Annotated in this window: 23 protein-coding genes; 17 read left to right on the forward strand and 6 right to left on the reverse strand. The window is 69.3% G+C overall.

Features of this window, described 5'->3' with window-relative positions; translation table 11 throughout:
• The first annotated feature begins 8 nt into the window (after window positions 1–8).
• The 12 genes from ACRDNQ_RS04570 (at window position 9) to ACRDNQ_RS04625 (ending at window position 13,889) form a co-directional block, all read left to right on the forward strand.
• The gene (locus ACRDNQ_RS04570) at window positions 9–836 is read left to right on the forward strand and encodes a hydrogenase expression/formation protein (protein ID WP_431827446.1); all 828 of its coding nucleotides are present in this window, start codon (window positions 9–11) and stop codon (window positions 834–836) included.
• Window positions 833–1,639, forward strand: a complete 807-nt coding sequence (gene hybE / locus ACRDNQ_RS04575; protein ID WP_431827447.1) for a [NiFe]-hydrogenase assembly chaperone HybE — start codon at window positions 833–835, stop codon at window positions 1,637–1,639. Before ACRDNQ_RS04570 ends, hybE begins: the two co-directional genes overlap by 4 nt.
• Window positions 1,639–2,559 carry a hydrogenase expression/formation protein HupK gene (locus ACRDNQ_RS04580; protein ID WP_431827448.1) on the forward strand — a complete coding sequence of 307 codons (921 nt, stop codon included), beginning with the start codon at window positions 1,639–1,641 and terminating at the stop codon, window positions 2,557–2,559. The genes hybE and ACRDNQ_RS04580 overlap by 1 nt, the downstream gene beginning before the upstream one ends.
• On the forward strand, window positions 2,552–2,893 hold the full coding sequence (gene hypA, locus ACRDNQ_RS04585; RefSeq protein WP_431827449.1) for a hydrogenase maturation nickel metallochaperone HypA: 342 nt from the start codon (window positions 2,552–2,554) through the stop codon (window positions 2,891–2,893). The genes ACRDNQ_RS04580 and hypA overlap by 8 nt, the downstream gene beginning before the upstream one ends.
• Entirely contained in the window at window positions 2,893–3,807 is a 915-nt protein-coding gene (hypB, locus tag ACRDNQ_RS04590) for a hydrogenase nickel incorporation protein HypB (protein WP_431827450.1), read from the forward strand. The genes hypA and hypB overlap by 1 nt, the downstream gene beginning before the upstream one ends.
• The gene (locus ACRDNQ_RS04595) at window positions 3,807–5,282 is read left to right on the forward strand and encodes a sigma-54-dependent transcriptional regulator (RefSeq protein ID WP_431827451.1); all 1,476 of its coding nucleotides are present in this window, start codon (window positions 3,807–3,809) and stop codon (window positions 5,280–5,282) included. The genes hypB and ACRDNQ_RS04595 overlap by 1 nt, the downstream gene beginning before the upstream one ends.
• A 3-nt stretch (window positions 5,283–5,285) precedes the next feature.
• Complete coding sequence (locus ACRDNQ_RS04600) at window positions 5,286–5,579, forward strand: HypC/HybG/HupF family hydrogenase formation chaperone (protein ID WP_431827452.1); 294 nt, start codon at window positions 5,286–5,288, stop codon at window positions 5,577–5,579.
• Window positions 5,576–6,724: a hydrogenase formation protein HypD gene (gene hypD, locus ACRDNQ_RS04605; protein ID WP_431827453.1), complete on the forward strand. Its 1,149-nt coding sequence runs from the start codon at window positions 5,576–5,578 to the stop codon at window positions 6,722–6,724. Before ACRDNQ_RS04600 ends, hypD begins: the two co-directional genes overlap by 4 nt.
• Window positions 6,721–7,764, forward strand: a complete 1,044-nt coding sequence (gene hypE, locus ACRDNQ_RS04610; protein ID WP_431827454.1) for a hydrogenase expression/formation protein HypE — start codon at window positions 6,721–6,723, stop codon at window positions 7,762–7,764. Before hypD ends, hypE begins: the two co-directional genes overlap by 4 nt.
• A 111-nt stretch (window positions 7,765–7,875) precedes the next feature.
• Window positions 7,876–9,579, forward strand: a complete 1,704-nt coding sequence (locus ACRDNQ_RS04615) for an alpha/beta hydrolase (protein WP_431827455.1) — start codon at window positions 7,876–7,878, stop codon at window positions 9,577–9,579.
• A 106-nt stretch (window positions 9,580–9,685) separates the two neighbouring features.
• Window positions 9,686–10,675 (forward strand): efflux RND transporter periplasmic adaptor subunit, encoded by a 990-nt coding sequence (locus ACRDNQ_RS04620; RefSeq protein ID WP_431827456.1) that lies wholly within the window; start codon window positions 9,686–9,688, stop codon window positions 10,673–10,675.
• Window positions 10,668–13,889 carry an efflux RND transporter permease subunit gene (locus tag ACRDNQ_RS04625; protein ID WP_431827457.1) on the forward strand — a complete coding sequence of 1,074 codons (3,222 nt, stop codon included), beginning with the start codon at window positions 10,668–10,670 and terminating at the stop codon, window positions 13,887–13,889. Before ACRDNQ_RS04620 ends, ACRDNQ_RS04625 begins: the two co-directional genes overlap by 8 nt.
• A 4-nt stretch (window positions 13,890–13,893) precedes the next feature.
• On the opposite strand, the gene ACRDNQ_RS04630 is transcribed toward ACRDNQ_RS04625, so the two are convergent.
• From ACRDNQ_RS04630 to ACRDNQ_RS04645, 4 genes are read right to left on the reverse strand one after another with little or no spacing between them, the layout of a single operon-like run.
• Entirely contained in the window at window positions 13,894–14,913 is a 1,020-nt protein-coding gene (locus ACRDNQ_RS04630; protein ID WP_431827458.1) for a YeiH family protein, read from the reverse strand.
• Window positions 14,910–15,926 carry an Ldh family oxidoreductase gene (locus tag ACRDNQ_RS04635; RefSeq protein WP_431827459.1) on the reverse strand — a complete coding sequence of 339 codons (1,017 nt, stop codon included), beginning with the start codon at window positions 15,924–15,926 and terminating at the stop codon, window positions 14,910–14,912. The genes ACRDNQ_RS04630 and ACRDNQ_RS04635 overlap by 4 nt, the downstream gene beginning before the upstream one ends.
• Before the next feature lie 44 nt (window positions 15,927–15,970).
• Window positions 15,971–17,149 carry a UxaA family hydrolase gene (locus ACRDNQ_RS04640; RefSeq protein ID WP_431827460.1) on the reverse strand — a complete coding sequence of 393 codons (1,179 nt, stop codon included), beginning with the start codon at window positions 17,147–17,149 and terminating at the stop codon, window positions 15,971–15,973.
• 5 nt (window positions 17,150–17,154) lie between these two features.
• Window positions 17,155–17,442, reverse strand: coding sequence for a UxaA family hydrolase (locus tag ACRDNQ_RS04645; RefSeq protein WP_431827461.1), 288 nt, complete (start codon window positions 17,440–17,442; stop codon window positions 17,155–17,157).
• A 101-nt stretch (window positions 17,443–17,543) separates the two neighbouring features.
• Between ACRDNQ_RS04645 and ACRDNQ_RS04650 the strand changes: the two genes are divergently transcribed.
• Complete coding sequence (locus tag ACRDNQ_RS04650) at window positions 17,544–18,269, forward strand: GntR family transcriptional regulator (RefSeq protein WP_431827462.1); 726 nt, start codon at window positions 17,544–17,546, stop codon at window positions 18,267–18,269.
• A gap of 11 nt (window positions 18,270–18,280) precedes the next feature.
• On the opposite strand, the gene ACRDNQ_RS04655 is transcribed toward ACRDNQ_RS04650, so the two are convergent.
• Both ACRDNQ_RS04655 and ACRDNQ_RS04660 read right to left on the reverse strand, forming a co-directional pair.
• A complete protein-coding gene (locus tag ACRDNQ_RS04655; protein WP_431827463.1) occupies window positions 18,281–19,519 on the reverse strand; it encodes an MFS transporter in 1,239 nt (412 codons plus the stop codon).
• A 71-nt stretch (window positions 19,520–19,590) separates the two neighbouring features.
• Window positions 19,591–20,319 carry a GntR family transcriptional regulator gene (locus tag ACRDNQ_RS04660; RefSeq protein ID WP_431827464.1) on the reverse strand — a complete coding sequence of 243 codons (729 nt, stop codon included), beginning with the start codon at window positions 20,317–20,319 and terminating at the stop codon, window positions 19,591–19,593.
• A gap of 102 nt (window positions 20,320–20,421) precedes the next feature.
• On the opposite strand from ACRDNQ_RS04660, the gene ACRDNQ_RS04665 reads away from it, so the two are divergent.
• Genes ACRDNQ_RS04665 through ACRDNQ_RS04680 form a run of 4 tightly spaced genes read left to right on the forward strand, consistent with a single transcriptional unit; the run spans window position 20,422 to window position 23,678 of the window.
• Complete coding sequence (locus ACRDNQ_RS04665; RefSeq protein ID WP_431827465.1) at window positions 20,422–21,513, forward strand: Gfo/Idh/MocA family protein; 1,092 nt, start codon at window positions 20,422–20,424, stop codon at window positions 21,511–21,513.
• Between the two features lie 17 nt (window positions 21,514–21,530).
• Complete coding sequence (locus ACRDNQ_RS04670; protein WP_431827466.1) at window positions 21,531–22,319, forward strand: creatininase family protein; 789 nt, start codon at window positions 21,531–21,533, stop codon at window positions 22,317–22,319.
• A 5-nt stretch (window positions 22,320–22,324) separates the two neighbouring features.
• A complete protein-coding gene (locus tag ACRDNQ_RS04675) occupies window positions 22,325–22,681 on the forward strand; it encodes a cupin domain-containing protein (protein WP_431827467.1) in 357 nt (118 codons plus the stop codon).
• A gap of 13 nt (window positions 22,682–22,694) precedes the next feature.
• A complete protein-coding gene (locus tag ACRDNQ_RS04680; RefSeq protein WP_431827468.1) occupies window positions 22,695–23,678 on the forward strand; it encodes an NAD(P)-dependent oxidoreductase in 984 nt (327 codons plus the stop codon).
• The last annotated feature ends 92 nt before the right edge of the window (window positions 23,679–23,770 follow it).

Below are 23,770 nucleotides of genomic sequence, written 5' to 3' on the forward strand. Positions count from 1 at the left end.
AGGCCCAGATGATCCGCGACTTCCAGCGTCCCCCGGTGGGCTTCGGCCCCGGCTCGCAGCCCGATCCCGAGGAGGGCGCGGCGCTTGAATTCATGGCGCTGCCCGGCGACATGCGCACCTATGTCCCGCACGTGCCGATGGTCGAGGCCGATGCCGCGCTTGCGCCGGCGCTGGCCTGTCTTTCACGGATCGCGGCGGCGGCCGGGCGGGTCGCCGGGGGTGCGGCGGCCGAGGTCGTCGACCTGCGCGGGCTCGACCCCGCCAACCGCCGCCTGATGGCCGAGACCCTGGGCGAGGGCGAGGTCGCCATGAAGCTGCGCGGCATCCCCGCGCTGTCGGTGCAGGAAAGCGTCTTTGCGGGCGTCTGGAGCGTGACCGGCGCCGGTGTCGACCGGGTCGAGGTGGCCCCGGTGCCCGAGGCCGCGCGGACCCGGGCCTTCGATCCGGTCACGGCGCCGGTCGCCGCGCCCGCCGGCCCCGGCGTGGTGAACGCGCCCGCGCTTCTGGCCGAGCTTCTGGACAAGAGCGCCGCCTTCGCGGGCGAGTTGCATGTCATCAACCTGACGCTTCTGCCCCATACAGAAGACGACCTTGCCTGGCTCGAGGCGCGGCTGGGGCAGGGGTCGTCCGACATCCTGTCGCGCGGCTATGGCAACTGCCGGGTGCGGGCCACGGCCACCCCCTTCGTCTGGCGCGTGCAGTTCTACAACTCGACCGACGCGCTGATCCTCGACACCTTCGAGGTCTCGTCCATGCCCGAGGTCGCGCTGGCCGCGCCCGAGGATCTGGCCGACAGCGCCCACCGCGTGGCCGAAGTGCTGGAGGCGATCCGATGAGCGGATTCGAAGGCTCGTACCTGGGCGCGTCCGACCGGATCAGCCCGCAGGCGATCATGGAATGCAAGATCTGCTGGACGCCCTATGACCCGGCCGAAGGCGACGATTTCCGTCAGGTCATGCCCGGCACCGCCTTCTCGGACCTGCCCGACGACTGGAGTTGCCCCAACTGCTCGGCGCCCAAGGCGCAGTTCATGGTGCTGGAGGATCCCGGCGCGAATGCGCTGCGCGATGCGGCCGTGGTGCGCGCGGCGACCGACCGGCTTGTGGCCGACTTCACCGAGATCTGGCACGCCAAGATGCGCGACGTGCCGTTGGTGAACAAGGCGCTGCGCGTCGAGGCGGTGGGGTTCCGGCGACTGGACGGCCGCATCGTCGGCGTGCTCGTCGCTCCGTGGTTCATGAACCTGATCCTTCTGCCGGACGGCGACGACTGGTCCGGCCTGCGGCCGGGCGAGAAGGAAGTCGTGGCCTTCCCGTCGGGCGACTACGAGTTCCTGCACAACGTCCGCGAGCTGACGGGCGGCTACAAGGCCTGTTCGCTGTTCTCGCCGATGGGCGAGTTCACCCGCCAGACCGACGCCACCGACGTGGCGCGCGCGGCGATGACGGCGCTGTTCGATCCCGCGCACCGCGACGGCACCGATCGCGCCGCCGACATCCGCGCCGCGCGCGAGGCCGAGCTTGCGCCGGTCGACCCCGAGACGGCGACCGATCCGAACGCTGCGCCCGTCTTCGACGAGGCGCCAAGCCGCCGCGCGGTCATCACCGGCGGTCTCGCCGTTGGGGAGGGGGCTGCCTGATGTTCGACGCCGCCGCCTCTGCCACCGCCCCTGCCACTGCCCCTGCCGCGCCTTCCGCACTTGTCGCCCAGCGGGCCCCGGGCGTGCCCGTGGACCGGCTGGTCGTCGGGCGGGACGTGGACGAGGTCGCGGCGCTTCTGCCGCGGCTGTTCAACCTGTGTCGCGCGGCGCAGGGCGCGGCGGTCGAGGCGGCGCTGGGCCGTCCTGTTGCGACCGCCGGCATCGCGCAGGAGATCCTGCGCGACCATCTTGTGAAGTTCCATGTCACCTGGCCCGCCTTCTTCGGCCTGCCGCCCGCGGCGCTTCCCGCCGACTGGGCCACGGGCGGCGAGGCGCTGCGCCGGGCGGTCTTCGGCGCCCCCGGCCGCGCCCCGGTCACCGCGGCCGAGGTCTTTGATTTCCTGGCGTCCGAGGACGGCGTCGCGCCCGTGCTGCGCCGGATCGACGGATGTTTCGCGCCGGGCGAGGCGGCGGCCCCGGGCATCGCGCCGGTCACGCCCGAGACGATGTGGGACGTCGGGCCTGTCGACAACTCGGTCGCCGCCCGCACCGCCGATCATCCCGCGATGCGGGCGATCGAGGCGGCGCGGGGCCGTGGCCCGCTGTGGCGCGCGGCGGCGCGGCTTTTCGACATCGAACGCGTGATCGCGGGCGGCGTGGCCGCGATCGTGGCGCCCCGGCGCGGCGAGGCCGTGGTGCCGGCCGCGCGCGGCGCTTACGCGGTGCGCATCGCGCTTGACGGCCGGGCCGTCACGGCCTTCGCGCGGGTGACACCGACCGACCATCTGCTGACACCGGGCGGCGTGCTTGACCGCGCCCTTTCGACGCTTCCCGCACTGAAGGCGGGACTTGGGCCGCTTCTTCTCGATATCCTCGACCCGTGCAGCCCGGTGCGGCTGCGGGAGGGCACCGATGCATGAGATGTCGCTGTGCGAAGGCATCCGCCGGATCGTCGACCAGGCGGCCGCCGCGCCCGACATCGCGCGGGTCACGCGCGTGCGGCTTGAGATCGGGCGCTTCGCCGGCGTCGAAAAGGCGGCGCTGTCCTTTGCCTGGGACGTGGTCATGCGGGGATCGAAGGCCGAGGGGGCGGAACTTCTGATGATCGACCTGCCCGGGCGGGCGACCTGCTTCGATTGCCTGCGCACGGTCGAGATCATGGACCGCCTCGACCCCTGTCCCGACTGCGGCGGGGGGCGGCTTCTGCCCGAGGGCGGCGACGAAATGCGGATCAGGGACATGGAGGTGATGTGATGTGCACGGTTTGCGGATGCGGCGACGGCAAGGTCGAAGGTCACGGTCATGCACACGGTCACGCACACGGGCATGACCACGGGCATGACCACGGTCATCCCCAGCATCATCACGGCCACGGGCACGACCATGGCCACGATCACCACCAGGGGCATTCCCACGGACATGCCCACGGGCACGACATTCACTACGGCACCGGCGCCGCAGGCGTCAGCGTTCCGGGGATGAGTCAGGAGCGCCTGATCGAGATCGAGACCGGCATCCTGACCGAGAACGACCGCTTCGCCGCCGCCAACCGGGCCCGTCTGGCGGGCCTTGACTGCTATGCCGTCAACCTCGTGTCGTCGCCCGGGTCGGGCAAGACCACGCTTCTGTGCGCCACCATCGCCGCACTGGCCAAGGCGGGCGAGGGGCCGGTGGCGGTGATCGAAGGCGACCAGCAGACCTCGAACGACGCCGACCGCATTCGCGCGACGGGCGCGCCGGCGGTGCAGGTCAACACCGGAAAGGGTTGCCACCTGGACGGGCACATGGTGGGGCATGCGCTCGATCACCTCGACATCGGCCGTGGCACCACGCTTTTCATCGAGAACGTCGGCAACCTTGTCTGCCCCGCCGCCTTCGATCTGGGCGAGGACGCGAAGGTCGCGGTGCTGTCGGTGACCGAGGGCGAGGACAAGCCGCTGAAGTATCCCGACATGTTCACCGCCGCGCGGCTGGCGCTTTTGAACAAGGTCGACCTGGCGCCGTTTTGTGACGTAGATATGGACCTTTACGAGTCGAACCTCAAGCGGGTGAACCCGCTGATCGAGGTCATCCGCATCTCGGCGCGCACGGGCGAGGGGCTGGATCGCTGGATCGCCTGGCTGCGGGCCGAGGCGCAGGCCAAGCGGATCAAGCGGGCGGCCGAGTGATGCCCGCGCGGTCGCTTCCCACGATCCTGGTCGTCGACGACGAACCCCATTCCGTCGCCTCGATGCGGATGGCGCTGGAAGACGACTTCGCCGTGCTCGAAGCCCGCAGCGCGGACGAGGCCTGGCGTCTGATGGAAGAGCACTGGGTGCAGGTCGTCATTTCGGACCAGCGGATGCCCGGGCGCTCGGGGATCGAGCTTCTGACCGAGATCCGCGACCGCTGGCCCGAGACCGTGCGCATCATCGTGACCGGCTATACCGAGACCGGCGACATGATCGACGCCATCAACGAGGCGGGGATCTATCAGTTCATCACCAAACCCTGGCATCCCGACCAGCTTCTGATGGCCGCCCGCAACGCCGCGCGTCTGTTCGAACTGGCCCGCGACCACGAGCGGATGACGCTTGAGATGCACTATCTCAGCAGCACCGCGAACGCCAAGCTCGAGGACCGCCGGCGCCTGCTGCAAGAGGGGCTGGGCTTCGACAAGATCCTGCGCGGGCCGAATTCCTCGCTCAATCCGGTGATCGCGCTGGCGCGGCAGTATGCAAGCTTCGACGTGCCGGTGCTGATTACGGGCGAGGCGGGCACCGGCAAGACCGACCTGGCGCGCGCGATGCACTATGGATCGCTGCGCGCCGACCGGCCGTTCTACGAACTCAACTGCGCGGGTCTGGGCGACGACGTGCTCGCGGCCGAGCTTTTCGGCATCCGAAAGGGCGCGATCCCGGGCGTGCCCGCGACGCGGATCGGGCTGCTTCAGAAGGCCGACCGGGGCACGCTGTTTCTCAACGGCGTCGACACGCTGTCGCCGGCGATGCAGATGGCGCTTCTGCGGCTGGCGCGGGAGGGCGCGTTCCAGCCGGTGGGCGGGCACGAGACGCTGTCGTCGGGCGCGCGGCTTCTGGTGGGCGCGCATCGTGACCTGCGCGATCTGGTGGGCGACGGTGCCTTCCGGGGCGATCTCTATTTCGCGCTGGCCGTGACCGAGCTTCAGCTGCCGCCGCTGCGCGCCCGTCCGGGCGACATCTCGCGGCTGGCCGAACGCTTCGTGCACGATGCCGCCGCGCGGCACGGCAAGCCGGTGCGCGGGATTTCCGCGGCGGCGCTGGAGTTCCTTGAACACTACGACTGGCCCGGCAACCTGCCCGAACTGGCCAACGAGGTGGTGCGGATGCTGATCCTCGCCCAGGGTGTGACGCTGGGGCCCGAACTGATCTCGCGCCATATCCTGCAGTCCGAACCGGGCGACGACGGCGCGGACCGCCGCGCGATGGACCTTGGGACCATGGATGGAACGCTCAAGGACCGGGTCGAGATGATGGAAATGCGCATCCTGCGCGAGACCATGACCCGGCTGAAGTGGAACAAGTCGCGCGCGGCCGGCGAACTGGGCCTGAGCCGGGTGGGGCTGCGCGCGAAACTCGACCGCTACGGGATCGAACCCCACGCGGCCTACGCCGAGGAGGGCTGAGCGATGTGCCTTGGAATTCCGGGTCAGATCACCGCGATCACCGACCGCGACCGCCTGATGGCGATGGCCGATGTCTCGGGCGTGCGGCGCGAGGTCTCGCTGGCGCCGGTCTCGGACCGGCCGCTGGAGGATCTGGTCGGCGAATGGGTGCTGATCCACGTGGGCTTCGCCATGGCCGTGATCGACGCGGACGAGGCGCAGGAAACGCTCGAGGCGCTGCGTGGTCTTGGCGAGGCGCAGGAAACGCTCGAACAGATGGCGGAAGGCGAAAAGGCGTTTATGGAGGCGCGGCCATGAGATACGTCGAGGAATTCCGCGATCCCAGGGCCGCGAAGGGCGTCCTTGGCGCGATCGCCCGCACCGCCGACGAGATCGGCGCCACCCGCGCGCGCCCGGTCCACATCATGGAGATCTGCGGCGGTCACACCCACGCGATTTTCCGCTACGGCCTCGACAAGCTGGTGCACGAGGGGATCGAGTTCATCCACGGCCCGGGCTGCCCGGTCTGCGTCCTGCCGATGAGCCGGGTCGACGAATGCGTCGAGCTGGCCGAGAGACCCGAGGTCATCTTCACCACCTTCGGCGACGCGATGCGGGTGCCGGGCACCAGGAAGTCGCTTCTGCAGGCCAAGGCCGGCGGGGCGGACATCCGCATGGTCTATTCGCCGCTCGACGCGCTGGAACTGGCGCGCCGGAACCCCGACCGCGAGGTGGTGTTCTTCGGCCTTGGGTTCGAGACAACGACGCCCTCGACCGCGCTGACGATCCAGCAAGCCGCGCGCGAGGGGCTGACGAACTTCACCGTCTTCTGCAACCACATCACCGTGCCGCCGCCGATCAAGGCGCTGCTCGACGATCCGCACATGGTGCTCGACGGTTTCGTGGGGCCGGGCCATGTGTCGATGGTGATCGGCATCCATCCCTACGACTTCATCGCGCGCGACTATGGCAAGCCGCTGGTCGTGGCCGGGTTCGAGCCGCTCGACCTGCTGCAATCGGTGCTGATGGTGCTGCGCCAGATCCGCGACGGCCGCGCCGAGATCGAGAACCAGTATGCGCGCGTCGTGCCCGAGCACGGCAATCCGGTCAGCCTGGCCGCGATCGCGGATGTCTACGAGCCGCGCCCAAGCTTCGAGTGGCGCGGCCTGGGCGAGATCGACGCCTCGGGGCTGCGTATCCGCCCGGCCTATGCCGCCTTCGACGCCGAGGCGAAGTTCGGCATCGGCTATGGCGCCGCGGCCGGCCGCCCGCCCGTGGCCGCACCCGAGGGCTGCGCCTGCGGGGCGGTGATGACCGGACGGCTGAAGCCCACCCAATGCCCGCAGTTCGGACGGGGCTGCACGCCCGAGACGCCGCTTGGCGCGCTCATGGTGTCGTCGGAAGGGGCCTGCGCGGCCTATTACCAGTATGGCGGCGCGCGCGCGGTGGAGGCGGCGGAATGACCATCTCGACCCCGGTTTCCCGCCTGCGCGACACCCATGTGACGCTGTCCCACGGCGGCGGCGGCCGGGCCATGCGCGATCTGGTCGAAGAGGTCTTCACCGCCGCTTTCCGGCCCCCGGGGATGGAGGATCAGGCCCGGCTGATGGACGCGGCCCTGCAGGTGCCCGGCGCGCGCCTTGCCTTCACCACCGACAGCTTCGTGGTCACGCCGGTCGAGTTTCCGGGCGGCGACATCGGCAAGATCGCGGTCTGCGGCACGGTCAACGACCTTGCGGTGGGCGGCGCGCGGCCGCTGTGGCTGTCGGCCTCGTTCATCATCGAGGAAGGCACCGAGATCGCGCTTCTGCGCCGGATCGTCGGCAGCATGGTGCGCGAGGCCGAGGCCGCGGGCGTGCGCATCGTGACCGGCGACACCAAGGTCGTGGGCCGCGGATCGGCTGACAGGGTCTTCGTGACCACCGCGGGCGTGGGGGTCATCCCCCCCGGGCGCGACCTTCTGGCCGAGGCGATCCGTCCGGGCGACGTGGCCATCGTCAACGGCGTCCTGGGCGACCATGGGGCGGCGATCCTGGCGGCGCGCGGCGAACTGGCGCTGTCGACCGAGTTGCAAAGCGACTGCCAGTCGCTGTGGCAGCTGATGGAGGCGGTTCTGGCCGCCGCGCCGAATGTCCGCGCCGCGCGCGACGCGACGCGCGGGGGGCTTGCCTCGGCGCTGAACGAGATGGCCGAAGCCGCGGGCGTCACCGTCGAGATCGACGAGACGCGCCTGCCGCTGCGCGACGAGGTGCGCGGCATGTGCGAGATCCTGGGACTTGATCCGCTTTATCTGGCGAACGAGGGCACGCTTGTTCTGTTCGTTCCGCCCGACGAGGCCGACGCCGCGCTGACAGCGATGCGCGCGACGCCGGCCGGGCGCGGCGCGGTCGCGATCGGACGGGCCCGGGCGCGGGCCGGCATGCCGGTCGTCATGACGACCGCCTTCGGGGGCAAGCGCATCGTCGACATGCTGGTGGGCGAGCAGCTTCCGCGCATCTGCTAGGCCCGCCCGGGCCGATCGGGCGGAACCCGCGCCTGCGCGGTTGACCGCCATCGCCGGCCGCCCTTATCTGGCGGCGGGGCGGTCCTGGGCGCTGACCCGAGGGATCTGGGCATGACGACGGACAAGGGCGATACCACGCAGGGCGGCGACCAGACAGGCGGGGCCGCGTCGCTTCTCAGGCTGGCATCGCTGTCGCCCTTCGGGCTGATCCTTGGAACGCTGTTCTTCGCGGCCTCGCTGACGCCCAGCCTTGTGCCCCGACCGCCGGTGATCCAGGGGGCGCTCGGCGGTTTCAGCCTGGCGGCGGGCTATGGCATCGCGGTTGCGCTTCAAACGGTCTGGCGCTGGCTGGGCCTTCCCGGCCCCAGGCTTCTGGCGCGCCGCGACGCGGTCCTGGCGGCGGTGGCGCTGTGCGCGGGGGCCGTGGGGCTGGCGCTTTGGTGGTCGGCGGGATGGCAGGACGGCCTGCGCGCCGTGATGGGGATGGAGCCGATCGACGCGGCCGGCCGGGCCACCATCGCCGCCACGGCGGTGGCGCTGGCAAGTGTGCTGCTGCTTCTGGCGCGTCTCTTCGCGCTGATCATGCGGTTTCTCGCGCGACGGCTTGAACATCGGATGCCGGGCCGGGTGGCGACGATCGTGGCGGTCGTGCTGACCGCGTTGCTGTTCTGGTCGATCGGGGACGGGGTCCTGGTGCGCGGGGCGATGCGGACGGCGGACGCGACTTTCCAGGCGCGCGACCGCGTGTTCGAGGCGACAAGCCCGCAGCCCACCGACCCGCTCAAGACCGGGGCGCCGGGATCGCTTCTGGCCTGGGAGGGGCTGGGCCGGGCCGGGCGCGAGATGATCGCGCGCGGACCCACGCGCGCCCAGATCGCGGCCGCGACGGGGCGTCCCGCGCTTGAACCCCTGCGGGTCTATGCCGGGCTGAACTCGGCCGAGACGCCGCGCGCGCGGGCCGAACTTGCGCTGGCCGAACTGATCCGCATCGGCGCGTTCGACCGTTCGACCCTTGTGATCGTGACGCCCACCGGCACCGGCTGGGTCGATCCCGAAGGCCAGTCGGCGCTGGAGTTCGTGCTGGGCGGCGACGTGGCGACGGTCGCGGTGCAGTATTCCTATCTGGCAAGCTGGATCGCGCTTCTGGCGCAGCCCGAATACGGCGTCGAGACCGCGCAGGCGGTCTTTGCCGCCGTCTATGACCACTGGAGCAGCCTGCCGCGCGACGCGCGCCCGCGGCTTTACCTCAACGGTCTCAGCCTGGGCGCCTATAACTCGGACCTCAGCCACGACACGTTCCAGGTGATCGGCGATCCCTTCCACGGGGCGCTCTGGGCCGGCCCGCCGTTCAACACCCGCACCTGGGTCGACGTGACGCGCGCCCGAAACCCGGACACGCCAGCCTGGTTGCCGATGTTCCGCGACGGATCGGTGGTGCGCTTCCTCGGGGCAGGGGGCGCGCAGCACGCCGCGCCCGCACCGTGGGGGGGCTATCGCGTCGTCTTTCTGCAATATGCCAGCGACGCGATCACATTTTACGATCCGGCCTCGTTCTGGCGGAAGCCCGACTGGATGGCCGCGCCGATCGGCCCGGACGTGTCGCCCGACTTCCGCTGGATCCCGGTCGTCACCTTCCTGCAACTGACCTTCGACATGATGTTCGCGGTCGCACCGCCCATGGGGCACGGACACGTCTATGCCTTCGGCGACTACGTCGATGCCTGGGCGTCCCTGACCGGCGCGCCGGGATGGACACCCGGGGGGCTCGACGCGCTCAAGCGCGCCTATGCCGACGGGTTCGGCGAAGGCAACTGACCGCCCGCCCGGCCCCGACAAACTTGCGACAGGTCAAGGCGGAAACCTTCCGCTCTCGCTATGTATTTGGGGACAGAGGCCCTGAAACAACACGCGAACACCCGCCATGCAACTGAAAACGCTGCCGATTCTACTTGCAACGACGAGTCTTCTTGCCAACCTTGCCGGTCTGGCCTTCGCCGGCTCGATCGAGATCGCGCCGCAAGGCGTGACCGAATGGAAATCCGTCTTCGGCCAGGTCGAAACGCGTGACCGGGTGCCGGCACGGGCAAGGACCGGCGGCACCATGGTCGCGCTTGACGTGACCGAGGGCGACAGCGTCAGCGCCGGCCAGCGCCTCGCGATGATCGAGGACCCCAAGCTCAGCTTCCAGATCGACGCGCTGGACGCACGGCTGACCTCGCTTCAGGCGCGTCTTGAAACCGCGCGCTCGGAACTGGCGCGCGGCGAGCAGTTGATCGAACGTGGCGTGATCACCGCGCAGCGGCTTGAAACGCTTCAGACCTCGGTCGACGTGATCGACGGCGAAATCGCTGGGCTGGGGTCCGAGCGACTTGTGATCGAACAGCAGATCGCCGAAGGCGAGGTGCTGTCGCCCGAAGCCGGGATCGTCCTGTCGGTTCCCGTCTCGCTTGGTTCGGTCGTCGCCCCGGGCGAAGCCGTCGCCGTTGTGGGCGGAGGCGGCGTCTTCCTGCGCCTCAGCGTGCCCGAGCGTCACGCCGAGGATCTGGCCGAAGGCGACACGATCGAGATCGGCGGCGAGGGCGAGGTGCGCACCGGCACGCTGGCCAAGCTTTACCCCCAGATCGATGGCGGCCGCGTCGCAGCCGATGTCGAGGTCGAAGGCCTTGATCCCCGCTTCGTGGGCCGCCGTGTCCCGGTACGGCTGCCAGTGGGCGAACGCATGGCGATCGTGGTACCGCAATCGGCCCTGTGGCAAAGCGGCGGGCTGGATTTCGTGATGGTCGAGGCCGCCGACGGCGCGGCGCAGCGCGTCGTCGTGCCCGGTGGCCGCGTGATGCGCGACGGCGAGGTCTGGCGCGAGATCCTGACCGGCCTTCACGCGGGCGACGTCGTGGTGACCGGCGATGAGTGACAGCAACTACGCGCCCTCGGGCGCCCTTGGCATCGCCGGCCGGCTGACGCGGGCCTTTCTTGCCTCGCCGCTTACGCCGCTGCTTCTCATGGCGTCGCTTGCCGTGGGGCTGATCGCGCTGGTCAGCCTCCCGCGTGAGGAAGAGCCGCAGATCTCGGTGCCACTGGTCGACATCCACGTGCAGGCCGACGGGCTTCGTGCCGAGGACGCGGTGAAGCTTGTGACCGAGCCGCTCGAGACCATCGTGAAGGGCATCGACCAGGTCGAACACGTCTATTCCGACACCCGCGACGACCGGGTGATGGTCACGGCGCGTTTCGAGGTGGGCGTGCCCTCGGACACCGCGATCCTGCGGGTGCGCGACAAGATCCTTGCCAATCTCGACCGCATTCCGGTGGGCATCCCCGAGCCGCTGGTCGTGGGCCGGGGCATCAACGACGTGGCGATCGTCGCGCTGACCTTCAGCCCGGCCGAGGGGCAGGACGGGATTTCGGCCGCCGATCTGACGCGGATCGCGCGCGAGGTCGAGGTGCGGCTGGCGCGGATCGACGACGTGGGGCTGACCTATGTCATCGGCGGCACCGACGAGGCGCTGCGCATCGCGCCCGATCCCGAACGGCTGGCGCTTTACGGGATCACGCTGCAGCAGCTTGCCGGCAAGGTGCAGGGCGCCAACCGCGCCGCGCCCGCCGGCACCCTGCGCGACGAAGGCGAGCAGGTGGGCCTGGTGATCGGCGATACGCTGTCGACGCCCGAAGAGATCGGCAACCTCGAACTGACCGCGCGCGACGGGCGCACCGTCTATGTCCGCGACGTGGCGACCGTCGCCTTCGTCACCGACATGGACGACCGCCATGTCGCCACCCTGCACCGGGGCGCCGATGGCGAGGTCCACCGCCGCCCGGCCGTGACGCTGGCGCTGGCCAAGCGCGCGGGCGCGAACGCGGTCCTGGTCGCCGAAGAGATCCTGCACCAGGTCGAGGCGATGCAGGGCGACCTGATCCCCGACAGCGTCGCGGTCGAGGTCACGCGCGACTATGGCGAGACGGCCGACGAGAAGGCCAACGAGCTTCTCTTCCACCTTGCCCTGGCGACCGTGTCGATCGTGGCGCTGGTCTTTGTCGCCATCGGCTGGCGCGAGGCGCTGGTGGTGGCGATCGTCATTCCGGTGACGATCCTGCTGACGCTCTTCGCGGCCTGGATCATGGGCTACACGCTGAACCGGGTGTCGCTGTTCGCGCTGATCTTCTCGATCGGCATCCTGGTGGACGACGCCATCGTGGTGATCGAGAACATCGCCCGGCACTGGGGGATGAAGCGCGAAGGCCAAAGCCGCTTCGGCGCGGCCGTGGCCGCCGTGGCCGAAGTGGGCAACCCCACAATCGTCGCCACGCTGACGGTGGTGGTGGCGCTTTTGCCGATGCTTTTCGTCTCGGGTCTGATGGGCCCCTACATGAGCCCGATCCCTGCGAACGCCTCGGCGGCGATGATCTTTTCGTTCTTCGTGGCGGTGATGATCACGCCCTGGCTCATGCTGAAGATCGCCGGGCGCGCGCCCTTGCACCATGACGAGGGCGAAGGCGCCTTTCCCGGCGGCCGCCTAGGCCGGATCTACGCCGCCGTCGCGCGGCCGGTCCTGAAGACCAAGGCGCGAAGCTGGACCTTTTTGCTGGTGGTCGCGGTGCTGTCCTTCGGATCGCTCGCGCTGCTTTACACCAAGGACGTGACGGTCAAGCTGCTGCCCTTCGACAACAAGTCCGAACTGTCGATCGTCATCGACCTGCCCGAGGGCGCCAGCGTCGAGGCGACCGACGCCGTGGCGCAGGCCGCCGCGCGCATCGCGCTTGAGCTGCCCGAGGTGCATTCGGCCCAGACCCATGCCGGCACGGCCTCGGCCTTCAACTTCAACGGCCTCGTGCGGCACTACTACCTGCGCCAGTCCCCCGAGATGGGCGACGTGCAACTGAACCTCGAGGCCAAGCACCACCGCGAGCGCACCAGCCACGAGATCGCGTTGGACCTGCGCGCGCGGCTGGCGGCGCTCGATCTGCCCGAGGGCACTGTGCTGAAGGTGGTCGAGCCGCCTCCGGGCCCGCCGGTGATCGCCACGCTTCTGGCCGAGATATATGGCCCCGACGCCGAGACGCGCCGCGCCGTGGCCGAGAAGGTGCGTGCCGCCTACGGCACGGTGCCCTTCGTCGTCGATATCGATGACAGCTATGGCGAACAGCCCCGGCGGCTTCGGGCCGAACTGAAACCGTCCGAGCTTGATTTCTACCGCGTGGCCGAGGCCGACGCGCTGGAAACGCTGCGGCTTCTGAACGGGTCGGTGACCGTGGGCTATTCGCACCGGGGCGAAGGGCGCCGCCCGATCCCCATCGTGATGGCGCGCGACCGGTCGCAGAACGTCATGGATGCGACCGCGCTGTCGACGCCGGTGCCCGCGAACGCGCTGCCCGGCGGACGCGGCGTGGTCGAACTGGGCGACGTGGTCGCGATCACCGAGGAACGCGCGTCCTTCCCCGTCTTCCGGCACAACGGCCACGACGTCATCATGGTCACGGGCGAACTTGCCGGGGCCTTCGAGGCGCCGCTTTACGGGATGCTCGCGGTGGCCGAGGCGCTTGACGCGATGGACTGGCCCGAAGGGACGAAGCCCGAGATCCGCCTGAACGGCCAGCCCGACAGCACCGAGACGCCGGTGCTGCTGTGGGACGGCGAATGGGAAGTGACCTGGGTCACCTTCCGCGACATGGGCGCGGCCTTCGGGGTGGCGCTTCTTGGGATCTACATCCTTGTCGTCGCGCAGTTCGGCAGCTTCCGCCTGCCGCTGGTGATCCTGACGCCCGTGCCGCTGACATTCCTTGGCATCATGGCGGGGCACTGGCTGTTCGGCGCGCCGTTCTCGGCCACGTCGATGATCGGGTTCATCGCGCTGGCCGGCATCATCGTGCGCAACTCGATCCTGCTGGTGGATTTCATCCGCCACGCCGACCCCGAGGGCAAGGTGACGGTCGAGCTTCTGATCGAGGCCGGCGCCACGCGCTTCAAGCCGATCCTTCTGACCGCGATCGCGGCGATGATCGGGGCGGCGGTGATCCTGGTCGACCCGATCTTCCAGGGTCTCGCGATCTCGCTTCTGTTCGGGCTTCTGTCCTCGACCGCGCTGACGGTGCTGGTGATCCCGGCGGTCTACCGGGTGATGAAGACCTGACGCGTCAGCCCATCGCCAGCAGGGCAAGGGCGACGATGGTGGCCAGAAACAGCGTCTCGGCCGCCAGAAGGCCCATCGAGGCGCGCCCGGCCTTCAGGACGTCGCGCGGCACGGTCTTGAGGCCCACCGCCGCGATCGAGGCCAGAAGCAGCCAGCGCGAGGCCCCCGCCGCGGCCTCGGTCACTGGCGCGGGCAGGGCGGCGACCGAGTTCAGCGCGGCAAGCGCCACGAAGGCCAGGACGAAGCCCGGCACCAGGGGCGGCCGCTTTCCGGCGAAGGCGGTCGCGGCCGTTCTCTGCCGGATCACGAGGGCCGCGACGACGACGATGGGCGCCAGCATCGCCACGCGCAGAAGCTTGACCAGGGTCGCCGTCTCGCCCGCCGCATCCGAGACCGAAAAGCCCGCCCCCACGACCTGCGCCACGTCATGGATCGTGGCGCCGATGTAGATGCCCGCCGCGCGGTCGTCGAAGGCCAGAAGCCCGCTCAGCACCGGGTAAAGGACCATCGCCACCGTCGACAGGACGGTGACGCCGACCACGGTGAAGACCAGCCGTTCCTCGGACCGCTCGTCCCGGGGCAGGATCGCGGCGATGGCCATGGCGGCCGAGGCACCGCAGATCGCCACCGCGCCCGCAGACAGAAACGCGAAGCGATAGCGGAACCCGAAGAAGCGCGCGGCCAGAAGGCCGAAGGCGATCGTGGCCAGCATCGCGCCCACGACAAGCGCCACGACCGGCGCGCCGAGGTCGGCCACCATGTCGAAGCTGATGCGCAGCCCCAGAAGCGCCACGCCCAGCCGCAGGACCTGCCGGGCGGTGAAATCGATGCCCGGGGCGATGCGGTCGACCTCGGACAGGAAGTTGAGCGCGATGCCGAAGAGAAGCGCCAGCAGCATCGCCGGCGCGCCATAGTGTTCGGACACGAACTGGCTGGCCAGCGCGACAAGACCCGCGACCAGGAAACCCGGCAGAAGACCGCGCAGCCTGTCGGGCAGGGGGGGCGGTCGGGCGTCGACGGTCATTGGCCGGACGCGCCCGCGGCCAGCGCGCGGGCGGCGTCGAGATAGTGCCGCGGCACCTCGATCCCCTCGGACTCGGCGCGGCGCCGGGCGGCGGCCCGCCGCGCGCCCGGAAGGCGTGCGCCCTCGACCGACAGGATGATCGAGACCAGCGTCTCGAGGCGGGCGCCGAAGGCCACCGGATCGGGCGGGGCAAGCGCCACAAGGAACTGTCCGACGCCCGGGGGCGGGCCGCCGGCGTTGAAGAACGACGACGCCTCGGCGCTGAGGGTGGACCCAGTCATGACGGCGGCGAAGATCTCGACCATCAGCGCCAGCGCCGTGCCCTTGGCGCCGCCAATCGGGATCATCGAGCCCTCGAGCGCGGCGTCGGGGTCGTTAGTGGGATGGCCGTCGCGGTCAAGCGCCCAGCCTTCGGGGATCGTCGTGCCCGATTTCTTCGCGTGCATCACCTTGCCGCGCGCGACCCGCGACAGGGACAGGTCGATGACCAGCGGATCGCCCGCCGCGCGCGGGGCGGCAAAGGCGATGGGATTGGTGCCGAAGACCGGCGTCGCGCCGCCCCAGGGCGCGATGGCGGCCGGGGCGTTGGCGAACATCAGCGCGACAAGCCCCTCGCGCGCCAGCCGTTCGACCTGAAGCGACAGCGCCCCGCAGTGGTGCGAACGGGTGATCGCCATGGTGGCACTGCCGCGGGCGCAGGCCAGCGGCGCACCTTCGGCGATGGCGCGGTCAAGCGCGGGGTAGGCGAAGCCAAAGCCCGCGTCGATCACGAGGCCGGTGTCGCTGACCCGGGTGCAGGTGACGTCCGCGCCGGCGTGGATCTTGCCCGCCCGGACCTGGGCCACGTAGTCCTCGACCCGGGAAAACCCGTGGCCGGCCTGGCCTTCGGCCTCGGCCGCGACAAGGGCGGCGGCGACCGAGCGGGCCACCGCTTCGGGCACCCCATTGGCGGAAAAGGCGCGGCCAAGAAGATCCTCGGCCGCGCCCAGCGTGATGCGTTCGGTCTGTCCCATCGTCTGTCCTTGCGTCCGGGCGGTGCGTCCCGCCCGGCCGTGTGTCAGGCGCTCCGATAGAGCTTGGTCATCGAGAATTCCCTGTGACCCAATGCCTCGGCGGCGGTGTTCCGGCCGTTGGCGGTGCGGCGGATCATCTCGATCAGCGCGTCGCCGGCCTGGTCGATCGTCATCTCGCGGCGCAGGATGCCCGAGACGTCGACATCGACATGCTCGCTCATCGTGCGGATCGTGCGCGGGTTGGCCGAGATCTTGATGACCGGCACGATCGGGTTGCCGATGACGTTGCCCTGGCCGGTGGGGAAGGTGTGGATCACATATCCCCCCGCGGCCATCAGCGTCACGCATTCGGCGGCGGCCGACGAGCTGTCCATGAAGTAAAGACCCGCGCCCGACGCCGGTTCCTCGGCCGGGCCGAGGATGTCGATGTAGCGCGAGGTGCGCCCGATCTTCTCGAGGTTGCCAAGGGCCTTTTCCTCGATCGTGGTCAGACCGCCCTCGATGTTGCCCTTGGTGGGCTGGCTGTCGGACAGGTCGTCGGTCTGGTGGGCGAAGATCACCTCGTCCTGATAGGCCTTCCACATCTTGTACCAGCGCTCGCCCACGTCGTCGTTGATCGCGCGCGCCTTGCAGATGTGCTCGGCCCCGGTGATCTCCGAGGTCTCGCCGAAGCAGCCGTAGATGCCCTCGGGCAGCAGCTTGTCGTACATGTTGCCGACCGTCGGGCAGGAGCCGAGGCCCGTCGTCGTGTCGCTTTCGCCGCACTTGGTCGAGATCCAGAGTTCCGACAGCGCGCATTCCTCGCGCTGCAACTCGGAGGCGTAGTGCACCATCTCCTTGGCGGCGCGGCTGGCGTCCATGATGGTCTTCAGATCGCCGTTCTGCTCGATCGAGAAGCCCTGCACGGGCTTGCCGGTCTTCGCGATGCCGTCGACGACGCGCTGGGTCCAGCCCGGCTCGATCCCGATGACGACGACGGCGGCCACGTTGGGATTGGCGCCGGTGCCGATGATCGTTCGGAAGTGCAGGTCGAGATCCTCGCCGAACTGCAGGCGGCCATAGGCGTGGGGGATCGCCATCGTGCCCTTGATGTTGTTCGCCACCGCCTCGCAGGCGGCGTTCGAGATGTCGTCAAGCGGCAGGATGAGGACGTGGTTGCGCACGCCGACGCGGCCGTTGTCGCGCCGGTAGCCCATGACGGTGATGTCGGAATAGCTGCCCATGTCGCTTACCACCGCTTTGTCTTGAGGTTGTGGGTATGGACGTGTTCGCCCTTGCCGATGGCGCCCACGATCTTGCCGATGTCTTCGCCGTACTTGATGGCGGTGTCGCCGGGCGCCAGGTCCTTCAGCGCGATCTTGTGCCCGATCGGCACGTCGCCTCGGGCCGTGAGCCGGAAGGTCGAATTGTCATGCGTCACGCAGCACAGCATGTCGGTGCCGGCCTTCAGGCCTTCGACCACGACGACGCCGACGTTGTCGGCATGGTCGTGGACAAGCAGATGCGGAATGGTCACGGGGCCTCCTCCCACTTCGTTCTTATGTCTTATATAAGACTCATGACTATAGACGAGTCAATCGGTTCCGCTAGAATGGCCGCGAAGGCAAGGGAGATCCCATGGACCAGAGGCCGGAGGTCGGGCTGAGGCCGCTTTACCTGCAGGTGCGCGAGCGCCTTGTCCGGCGTCTGATCGACGGCGACTGGCAGCCCGGCGACCTGATCCCCAGCGAGATCCAGCTTGCCGCCGACTACCAGGTCAGCCAGGGCACCGTGCGCAAGGCGATCGACACCATGGTGCGCGAGAACCTGCTGCGCCGCCGGCAGGGCAGGGGAACCTTCGTCGCGACCTCGGACGACGACCGCTTCGTCTTCCAGTTCTTTCGCCTTCAGCCCGACGCGGGCGCGCGGGTCCAGCCGTCCTCGCGCGTGCTGTCGGTGGGCCGTGCGACCGCGCCCCCGGGGGTGGCGCCCGCGCTGGGGCTGAAGCCCGGATCGGACGTCGTGCGCATCCGCCGGGTGCGGCTTCTGGCCGGGCAGACGGCGCTGGTCGAACGGATCTTCCTCGACGCGCGGCGGTTCAAGGATTTCCCCGCCGCGCGCGAGACGCCGAACAACCTTTACGACCTCTATTCCCGGCGCTGGGGCATCACCATCGGCCGCACCGAGGAACGGCTGAGGGCCGTGGCCGCCGACGCCGACGAGGCGCGGCATCTGGGCTGTGCGCCGGGCACGCCGCTTCTTCAGATCGAGCGTGTCGCCCGCGATCTCGAGGACGCGCCGACCGAGTATCGCCTGTCGCGCTGCCTGACCGACCGGTTTCACTATTTCAACCAGCTGAGCTGATTGCCGCACCCTCAGGGCCCGTCGAGATGACGGATCCGACGCAGGCCCGGGAACCAGCGCAGCCAGAGCCCGGCGACCGCCAGCGCCCCGATCCCGCCAAGGGCCACCGCCGCCACCGGGCCGACGAAGGCCGCCGTGGTGCCGGCGCGGAAGGCGCCAAGCTCGTTCGAGCCGCCGACGAAGACCTGGTTGACGGCGTTCACACGGCCGCGCAGCTCGTCGGGGGTCCAGAGCTGGACAAGGGTGCTGCGCACGAAGACGCTGACCATGTCGCAGCCGCCGATCAGCACAAGCGCAAGGATCGACAGCCAAAAGACCTCGGACAGGGCGAAGATCAGCGTGAACAGCCCGAAGCCCGCCACGCTGGCGAACAGCACGTGCCCGGCGCGGTCGCGGATCGGGTAGAACATCAGGTAGAAGCCCACCGCGATGGCGCCCACCGCAGGGGCCGCGCGCAGCAGGCCAAGCCCGGTGGGGCCGACGCCAAGGATGTCGCTGGCGTAGATCGGCAGAAGCGCCGCCGCCCCGCCAAGGATCACAACGAACAGATCAAGCGACACCGCGCCAAGCACGACCTTCTCGCGGAAGATGTAGCGCAGACCGGCGCTGAGCGCCTCCCAGCCCGCGTTCTGCACCGGCAGGCGCCGCGCCGCGCGCGGGATGCGCAGCACCAGCACGGCGGCCAGCACCATCAGCCCCAGCGTGACCAGATAGGCAAGGTCGGGGCGGATCGCGTAGAGGATGCCGCCGGCCACCGGGCCGCAGATCGTCGACAGGTTGTGGGCGGTGGCGTTCAGCGTGATCGCGTTGGCCAGACTGGCGGGCGGCACGATGTTCGGCACGATCGCCTGGCGGGCCGGGTTGTAGAAGGCGCGCGCCGTTCCGAAAACGGCCAGAAGCACGAAGATGTAGATCACGTCGACCCCGCCGCGCTGCGCAATCAGCGCAAGCATGCCGGCGATGGCGCCCATGACCACAAGGCAGACCGCCATGATCCCGCGCCGCGAAAAGCGGTCGGCGACGGCGCCGGTGACCAGCACCAGAAGCAGGGCGGGCGCGAATTGCGACAGGCCGACAAGGCCAAGATCGAAGGGATCGCGGGTCAGGTCATAGACTTGCCAGCCCACCGCCACCGTCTGGATCTGCACCGCGAAGCCCGCGCAGAGGTGCCCCAGCCAGTAGCTTGGAAAGCCCCTGTGGCCGAAGGCCGCGAAGCGGGCCGGAGGGGACGCGCCGGCGCTATCGGTCATGTCGATGCCCCGCGGCCCCGCGCCAGTCCGTCCTCATTTTCGGTCCGGGGTCCTCTCGCTCGGGGCTGGCGTCACGCCTGGATGGCCTGCAGATCGGGCAGGGCATCCTTGCCCTTGCTTTCGACCTCGTCGAGGATGCGCAGCACCTCGGCCGCGGCAAGGCGCGCCTCGGTCCGGGCGGCCTGTTCGGCGCGGTCGCCGTTCCCGGACTTGATGGCCTCGACCACCTCGCGCAGCTTGGCCACGCTTTCGGAGGACCGTCCCGCCGATCTGCGGGGATGGGCCAGCCCCACGGCGCGCCAGCGCCAGATCTGGGCAAGCACCGTGGACAGCATCTTCGACAGCGTGTTGCTGCCGGCCCCGGTGTGGATCGCGTCGTAGAAGGCGTTCTTGGCCAGAAGGATCGTCCGCGGGTCGCCGCCGCGGTAGGCGCGTTCGACCTCGGCGAAGGCGTCCTCGAGCAGGGCCAGATGCGCGGGGTCGGGCCGTTCGGCGAAAAGCCGTGCGCCAAGCCCTTCGAGCGTCTCGCGGATGCGGTAGAGTTCGCGGGCCTCTTCCACGGTCAGCGCGCGCACCACCGGACCCTTGTTGGGGATCAGGCTGATCAGCCCCTCAGACTCGAGCTGCCGAAGGCTTTCGCGCAGCACCGTGCGCGAGACGCCCAGCATCTCGGTCAGTTCACGCTCGGTCAGTCGTCGACCGGGGGCAAGCCGCCCTTCGATGATCTCGGTGCGCAGGTTCTGCAGAACCTGTTCCCGAATCGGCGCCGCGGCGCGCTTCACTGTCAGCCTGTCATCCATGCGGCCCTCTTAGCGCAGATTGTATGACGATGCTACTTGACCCAGATTGTATTACGATACTACAGAATGGGGCAACGAGAACATGCTTCTGGAGGAAACGTCATGAGCGACAGCAAGATCAAGGTGGGAATCATCGGACTTGGGCGGTGGGCACGGGTGCTGACGCGCGGGTCCCGCCAGTCGTCGAAGATCGAGATCGTCAAGGGCTACAGCCGCAGCGCCGAGAAGCGCGCAGCCTTCCAGGCCGAATACGGCGTGCCGTCGGTCGACAGCCTCGATGCGCTTCTTTCGGACCCCGAGATCAAGGGCGTCATCCTGACGGTGCCGAACGAGCAACACCTGCCGGTGGCCGAGGCCGCCGCCAAGGCCGGCAAGCACATCTATACCGAAAAGCCCATCGCCAACACGCTTGAGAACGGCATCCGTCTTGAAGCCCTGCAAGAGCAGTACGGCGTGCGCGCCATGGTGGGCCATTCGGCGCGCCTGCTGCGCGGCGCGCGCATGATGAAGGACGCCATCGACTCGGGCGAGCTTGGCACGTTGTCGTTCATGGAATCGAACTTCTCGAACGAGCGCGCGCTGGAACTGACGCCGGACACCTGGCGGTGGTACCGCGACAAGGCGCCGGGCGGCCCGCTGTCGCAGCTTGCCACCCACCTTTTCGACAGCCTCTACATGCTGGGTGGCGAGATCGAGGAAGTCAGCTCGATCGCCTCGAAGCTGTCGCCCGTGGGCGCCGAGGTCGACGACCAGTCGATGACCACGCTGCGCTTCAAGTCGGGCGCGCTGGGTTATGTCGGCTCGTGCTGGACCTCGCCGGGCATCTACTTCATCCGCGTCTATGGCCAGAAGGGCCTGATGCACTTCGAGCTCGACTTCGGCCGCTGGGACGACCCCGACACCGTGCACGAGACCTCGACGCTCTACATCCAGCGCGGCAAGGACGGCTACGGCAAGCGCGAAGTGCTCGACATGGGCAAGTCGAACATGTTCACCGACGAACTCGACATGTTCGCCGACATGTGCCGGACCGGCAACAAGGTCGAGCTCGAGGCCGCCAACGGCCTTGTCGCGCTGGCGATCGTCAACGCGGCGCTCGCCTCGGTCGAGCGTAACGGCCAGTGCGTCAAGCTGTCCGAGATCCTTGACGGTGCGCGCGCCCGCGTGGCCGCCGAAGACCAAAGCGCAGCCTGAACAGGAGGGCGCCGTACATGTCTCGCTATTTCATCGAGTTGACGCAGCCCGAGATCAAGGCGCAGTTCGACCGGCACCCGCTGGTCATCCTGCCCTGCGGCAGCGTCGAGCAGCACGGCGCCCACCTGCCCACGGGCACCGACATCTTCGCCGCCAACAGCGTGTCGCACGCCGTGGCCGAGAAGATGGACGGTGTCGTCCTGCCCGGCGGACCGCTGGGGGTCACGCCGATGCACATGCCCTTCGAGGCGACGATTTCGCTGTCGCCCGAGACCTACCAGCAGGTGGTGATCGAGACCTGCGTCTCGACCGCGCAGCACGGGGCGAAGAAGCTGCTGATCGTGAACTGGCACGAAGGCAACATCGCCTCGCTTCAGATCGCGGCGGAAAAGCTGCACCGCACCTACGGGATGAGCGTGGTGATCGCGCAGGCCTGCTACGTGGCCGAGGAACTCTGGGGTCCCTACTGCGGGGGCCTGACCCACGCCGGCGAGATCGAGGCGCTGTCGATCCTGCCCGACCATGGCCATCTGGTGCACCTCGAGCGCGTCGAACGCTCGTCCGAGAAGCGGCGGGGCGAACATATGGACAAGCTGCGCCGCACCCGGGCCTTCGTCCCGATCCTGACCGACATCCGGTCTATCGCGCCCACCGGCTGGTATGGCGATCCGGCGCCGGCCACGGTGGAACGCGGCCGCCAGATGATCGAGGATGTCGCCGGCGCCATCGCCAAGGAAGCGACCGCCATCTTCGCCCAGCTTGACCGGATCCAGGGCGCGGCGGCCAAGGATCTGGCCGCGGAGTAGAAAGCATGGCTTCGCGCGTCACCCTGGAAGAAGCCGTCGACCTCGACCTTCCCGGCCGGCGGTCGCGCGAGATCTTCTCGGGCGAAAGCGGCGCGCAGAGTACGCTGCGGCTTGTCGACATCGCCGTGCCCGAGCCCGGCGCCCCGCGCCGTCCGCCGCACTGGCACCCCGACTGCGAGGAGTGCATTCATGTCCTGTCGGGCGAAGGCGTGACCTGGGTCGAAGGCGCGGAATTCCCCATGCACCCCGGCGACACGATCCGTATCGCCCCGGGCGAGCGGCATGTCACGCGAAATACGGGTGACAAGACGCTGTCTTTGCTTTGCTTTTTCCCACGCCCGACGATCACGGTGATGACATGAACAGGGGCGCGGCATGACCGTCGATGTGCTTTGCCTGCGGCCCGAGGCCGACTTCCTGTCGATCGGAGTGACGCCCCCGGGCGATCTGTCGATCGCCTATCGCGGCCCCGGCGATGCCGACGTCGCGTCCCTGATCAAGGGCGCGAAGGCGCTTGTCATCCCGGCGGTCGGTCCGGCGCTTCCGCCCGAGTTTTTTCGCGGCACAGCCTTGCGTCTGGTGCAGGTGACCGGGGCGGGGCTTGACCGGCTGGACCGCGCGGTCCTGGCCGAAGAGGGCATCGCGCTGGCCAACGTGCCGGGCGGGTCGAACGCGGCGCTGGCCGAATACGTCGTGGCGAACGCCATATCGCTCAGCCGGGGATTTCATGCCGCGGGTGCGGCGCTGCGGGCGGGCGCCTATGCCGAGCATCGCAAGCGCATGGTGGGGGCGAACCTGCGCGGGCTTGGCGGACTGACCGTGGGTCTTGTCGGACTGGGCACGATCGGCCTTGCCGTGGCCGGACGCTGCCGCGCGATGGGCGCCGAGATCGCCTTCTACGATCCCGCGCCGCCACGCGATCCCGCGGCCCTTTCCGCCCTTGGTGCGCAGCCGATGGCGCTTGACGCCCTTCTGGGGGCAAGCGACGTGGTGACGCTGCACGTGCCGCTGATCGAGGCCACGCGCAACCTGATCGACGCGCACCGGCTTTCCCTGATGAAGCCCGGCGCGATCCTGATCAATGCCGCCCGCGGCGGCATCGTGGACGAAGCGGCCCTTGCCGCCGCGCTGGAAGAGGGGCGCCTGTCCGGCGCTGCCGTCGACGTCTATTCGACCGAGCCGCCCTTGCCAGACAACCCGCTTCTGAACATCAGCGCCGCCGCCGCGTCGCGGCTGATCCTGACGCCGCATATCGCCGGCGTGAGTCTTCAGGCCTCGCAATACCTGTTCGCCGAGGCGTGGAAGAACGTGGCCCGCGTGCTGATCGACGGCGCGGACCCGTTGAATGTCGTGCCGTGATGGCGCGCAGGCCACGGATCGGGGCCGGTCGATGGGGCACCGGCATGAGGGTGGAGACGGCCGCAGCCGGCCGCAGGGATCGCAGGCGCGGG

The organism is Saliniferula longa, assembly GCF_050789285.1.
GTDB lineage: Bacteria > Pseudomonadota > Alphaproteobacteria > Rhodobacterales > Rhodobacteraceae > CAVPWP01.

What these genes read in the sequence shown, in the direction of transcription:
- ACRDNQ_RS04570 (WP_431827446.1), top strand. Translation starts at nt 9, where the DNA reads ATGATCCGCGACTTCCAGCGTCCCCCGGTGGGCTTCGGCCCCGGCTCG.
- hybE (WP_431827447.1), top strand. Translation starts at nt 833, where the DNA reads ATGAGCGGATTCGAAGGCTCGTACCTGGGCGCGTCCGACCGGATCAGC.
- ACRDNQ_RS04580 (WP_431827448.1), top strand. Translation starts at nt 1,639, where the DNA reads ATGTTCGACGCCGCCGCCTCTGCCACCGCCCCTGCCACTGCCCCTGCC.
- hypA (WP_431827449.1), top strand. Translation starts at nt 2,552, where the DNA reads ATGCATGAGATGTCGCTGTGCGAAGGCATCCGCCGGATCGTCGACCAG.
- hypB (WP_431827450.1), top strand. Translation starts at nt 2,893, where the DNA reads ATGTGCACGGTTTGCGGATGCGGCGACGGCAAGGTCGAAGGTCACGGT.
- ACRDNQ_RS04595 (WP_431827451.1), top strand. Translation starts at nt 3,807, where the DNA reads ATGCCCGCGCGGTCGCTTCCCACGATCCTGGTCGTCGACGACGAACCC.
- ACRDNQ_RS04600 (WP_431827452.1), top strand. Translation starts at nt 5,286, where the DNA reads ATGTGCCTTGGAATTCCGGGTCAGATCACCGCGATCACCGACCGCGAC.
- hypD (WP_431827453.1), top strand. Translation starts at nt 5,576, where the DNA reads ATGAGATACGTCGAGGAATTCCGCGATCCCAGGGCCGCGAAGGGCGTC.
- hypE (WP_431827454.1), top strand. Translation starts at nt 6,721, where the DNA reads ATGACCATCTCGACCCCGGTTTCCCGCCTGCGCGACACCCATGTGACG.
- ACRDNQ_RS04615 (WP_431827455.1), top strand. Translation starts at nt 7,876, where the DNA reads ATGACGACGGACAAGGGCGATACCACGCAGGGCGGCGACCAGACAGGC.
- ACRDNQ_RS04620 (WP_431827456.1), top strand. Translation starts at nt 9,686, where the DNA reads ATGCAACTGAAAACGCTGCCGATTCTACTTGCAACGACGAGTCTTCTT.
- ACRDNQ_RS04625 (WP_431827457.1), top strand. Translation starts at nt 10,668, where the DNA reads ATGAGTGACAGCAACTACGCGCCCTCGGGCGCCCTTGGCATCGCCGGC.
- ACRDNQ_RS04630 (WP_431827458.1), bottom strand. Translation starts at nt 14,913, where the DNA reads ATGACCGTCGACGCCCGACCGCCCCCCCTGCCCGACAGGCTGCGCGGT.
- ACRDNQ_RS04635 (WP_431827459.1), bottom strand. Translation starts at nt 15,926, where the DNA reads ATGGGACAGACCGAACGCATCACGCTGGGCGCGGCCGAGGATCTTCTT.
- ACRDNQ_RS04640 (WP_431827460.1), bottom strand. Translation starts at nt 17,149, where the DNA reads ATGGGCAGCTATTCCGACATCACCGTCATGGGCTACCGGCGCGACAAC.
- ACRDNQ_RS04650 (WP_431827462.1), top strand. Translation starts at nt 17,544, where the DNA reads ATGGACCAGAGGCCGGAGGTCGGGCTGAGGCCGCTTTACCTGCAGGTG.
- ACRDNQ_RS04655 (WP_431827463.1), bottom strand. Translation starts at nt 19,519, where the DNA reads ATGACCGATAGCGCCGGCGCGTCCCCTCCGGCCCGCTTCGCGGCCTTC.
- ACRDNQ_RS04660 (WP_431827464.1), bottom strand. Translation starts at nt 20,319, where the DNA reads ATGGATGACAGGCTGACAGTGAAGCGCGCCGCGGCGCCGATTCGGGAA.
- ACRDNQ_RS04665 (WP_431827465.1), top strand. Translation starts at nt 20,422, where the DNA reads ATGAGCGACAGCAAGATCAAGGTGGGAATCATCGGACTTGGGCGGTGG.
- ACRDNQ_RS04670 (WP_431827466.1), top strand. Translation starts at nt 21,531, where the DNA reads ATGTCTCGCTATTTCATCGAGTTGACGCAGCCCGAGATCAAGGCGCAG.
- ACRDNQ_RS04675 (WP_431827467.1), top strand. Translation starts at nt 22,325, where the DNA reads ATGGCTTCGCGCGTCACCCTGGAAGAAGCCGTCGACCTCGACCTTCCC.
- ACRDNQ_RS04680 (WP_431827468.1), top strand. Translation starts at nt 22,695, where the DNA reads ATGACCGTCGATGTGCTTTGCCTGCGGCCCGAGGCCGACTTCCTGTCG.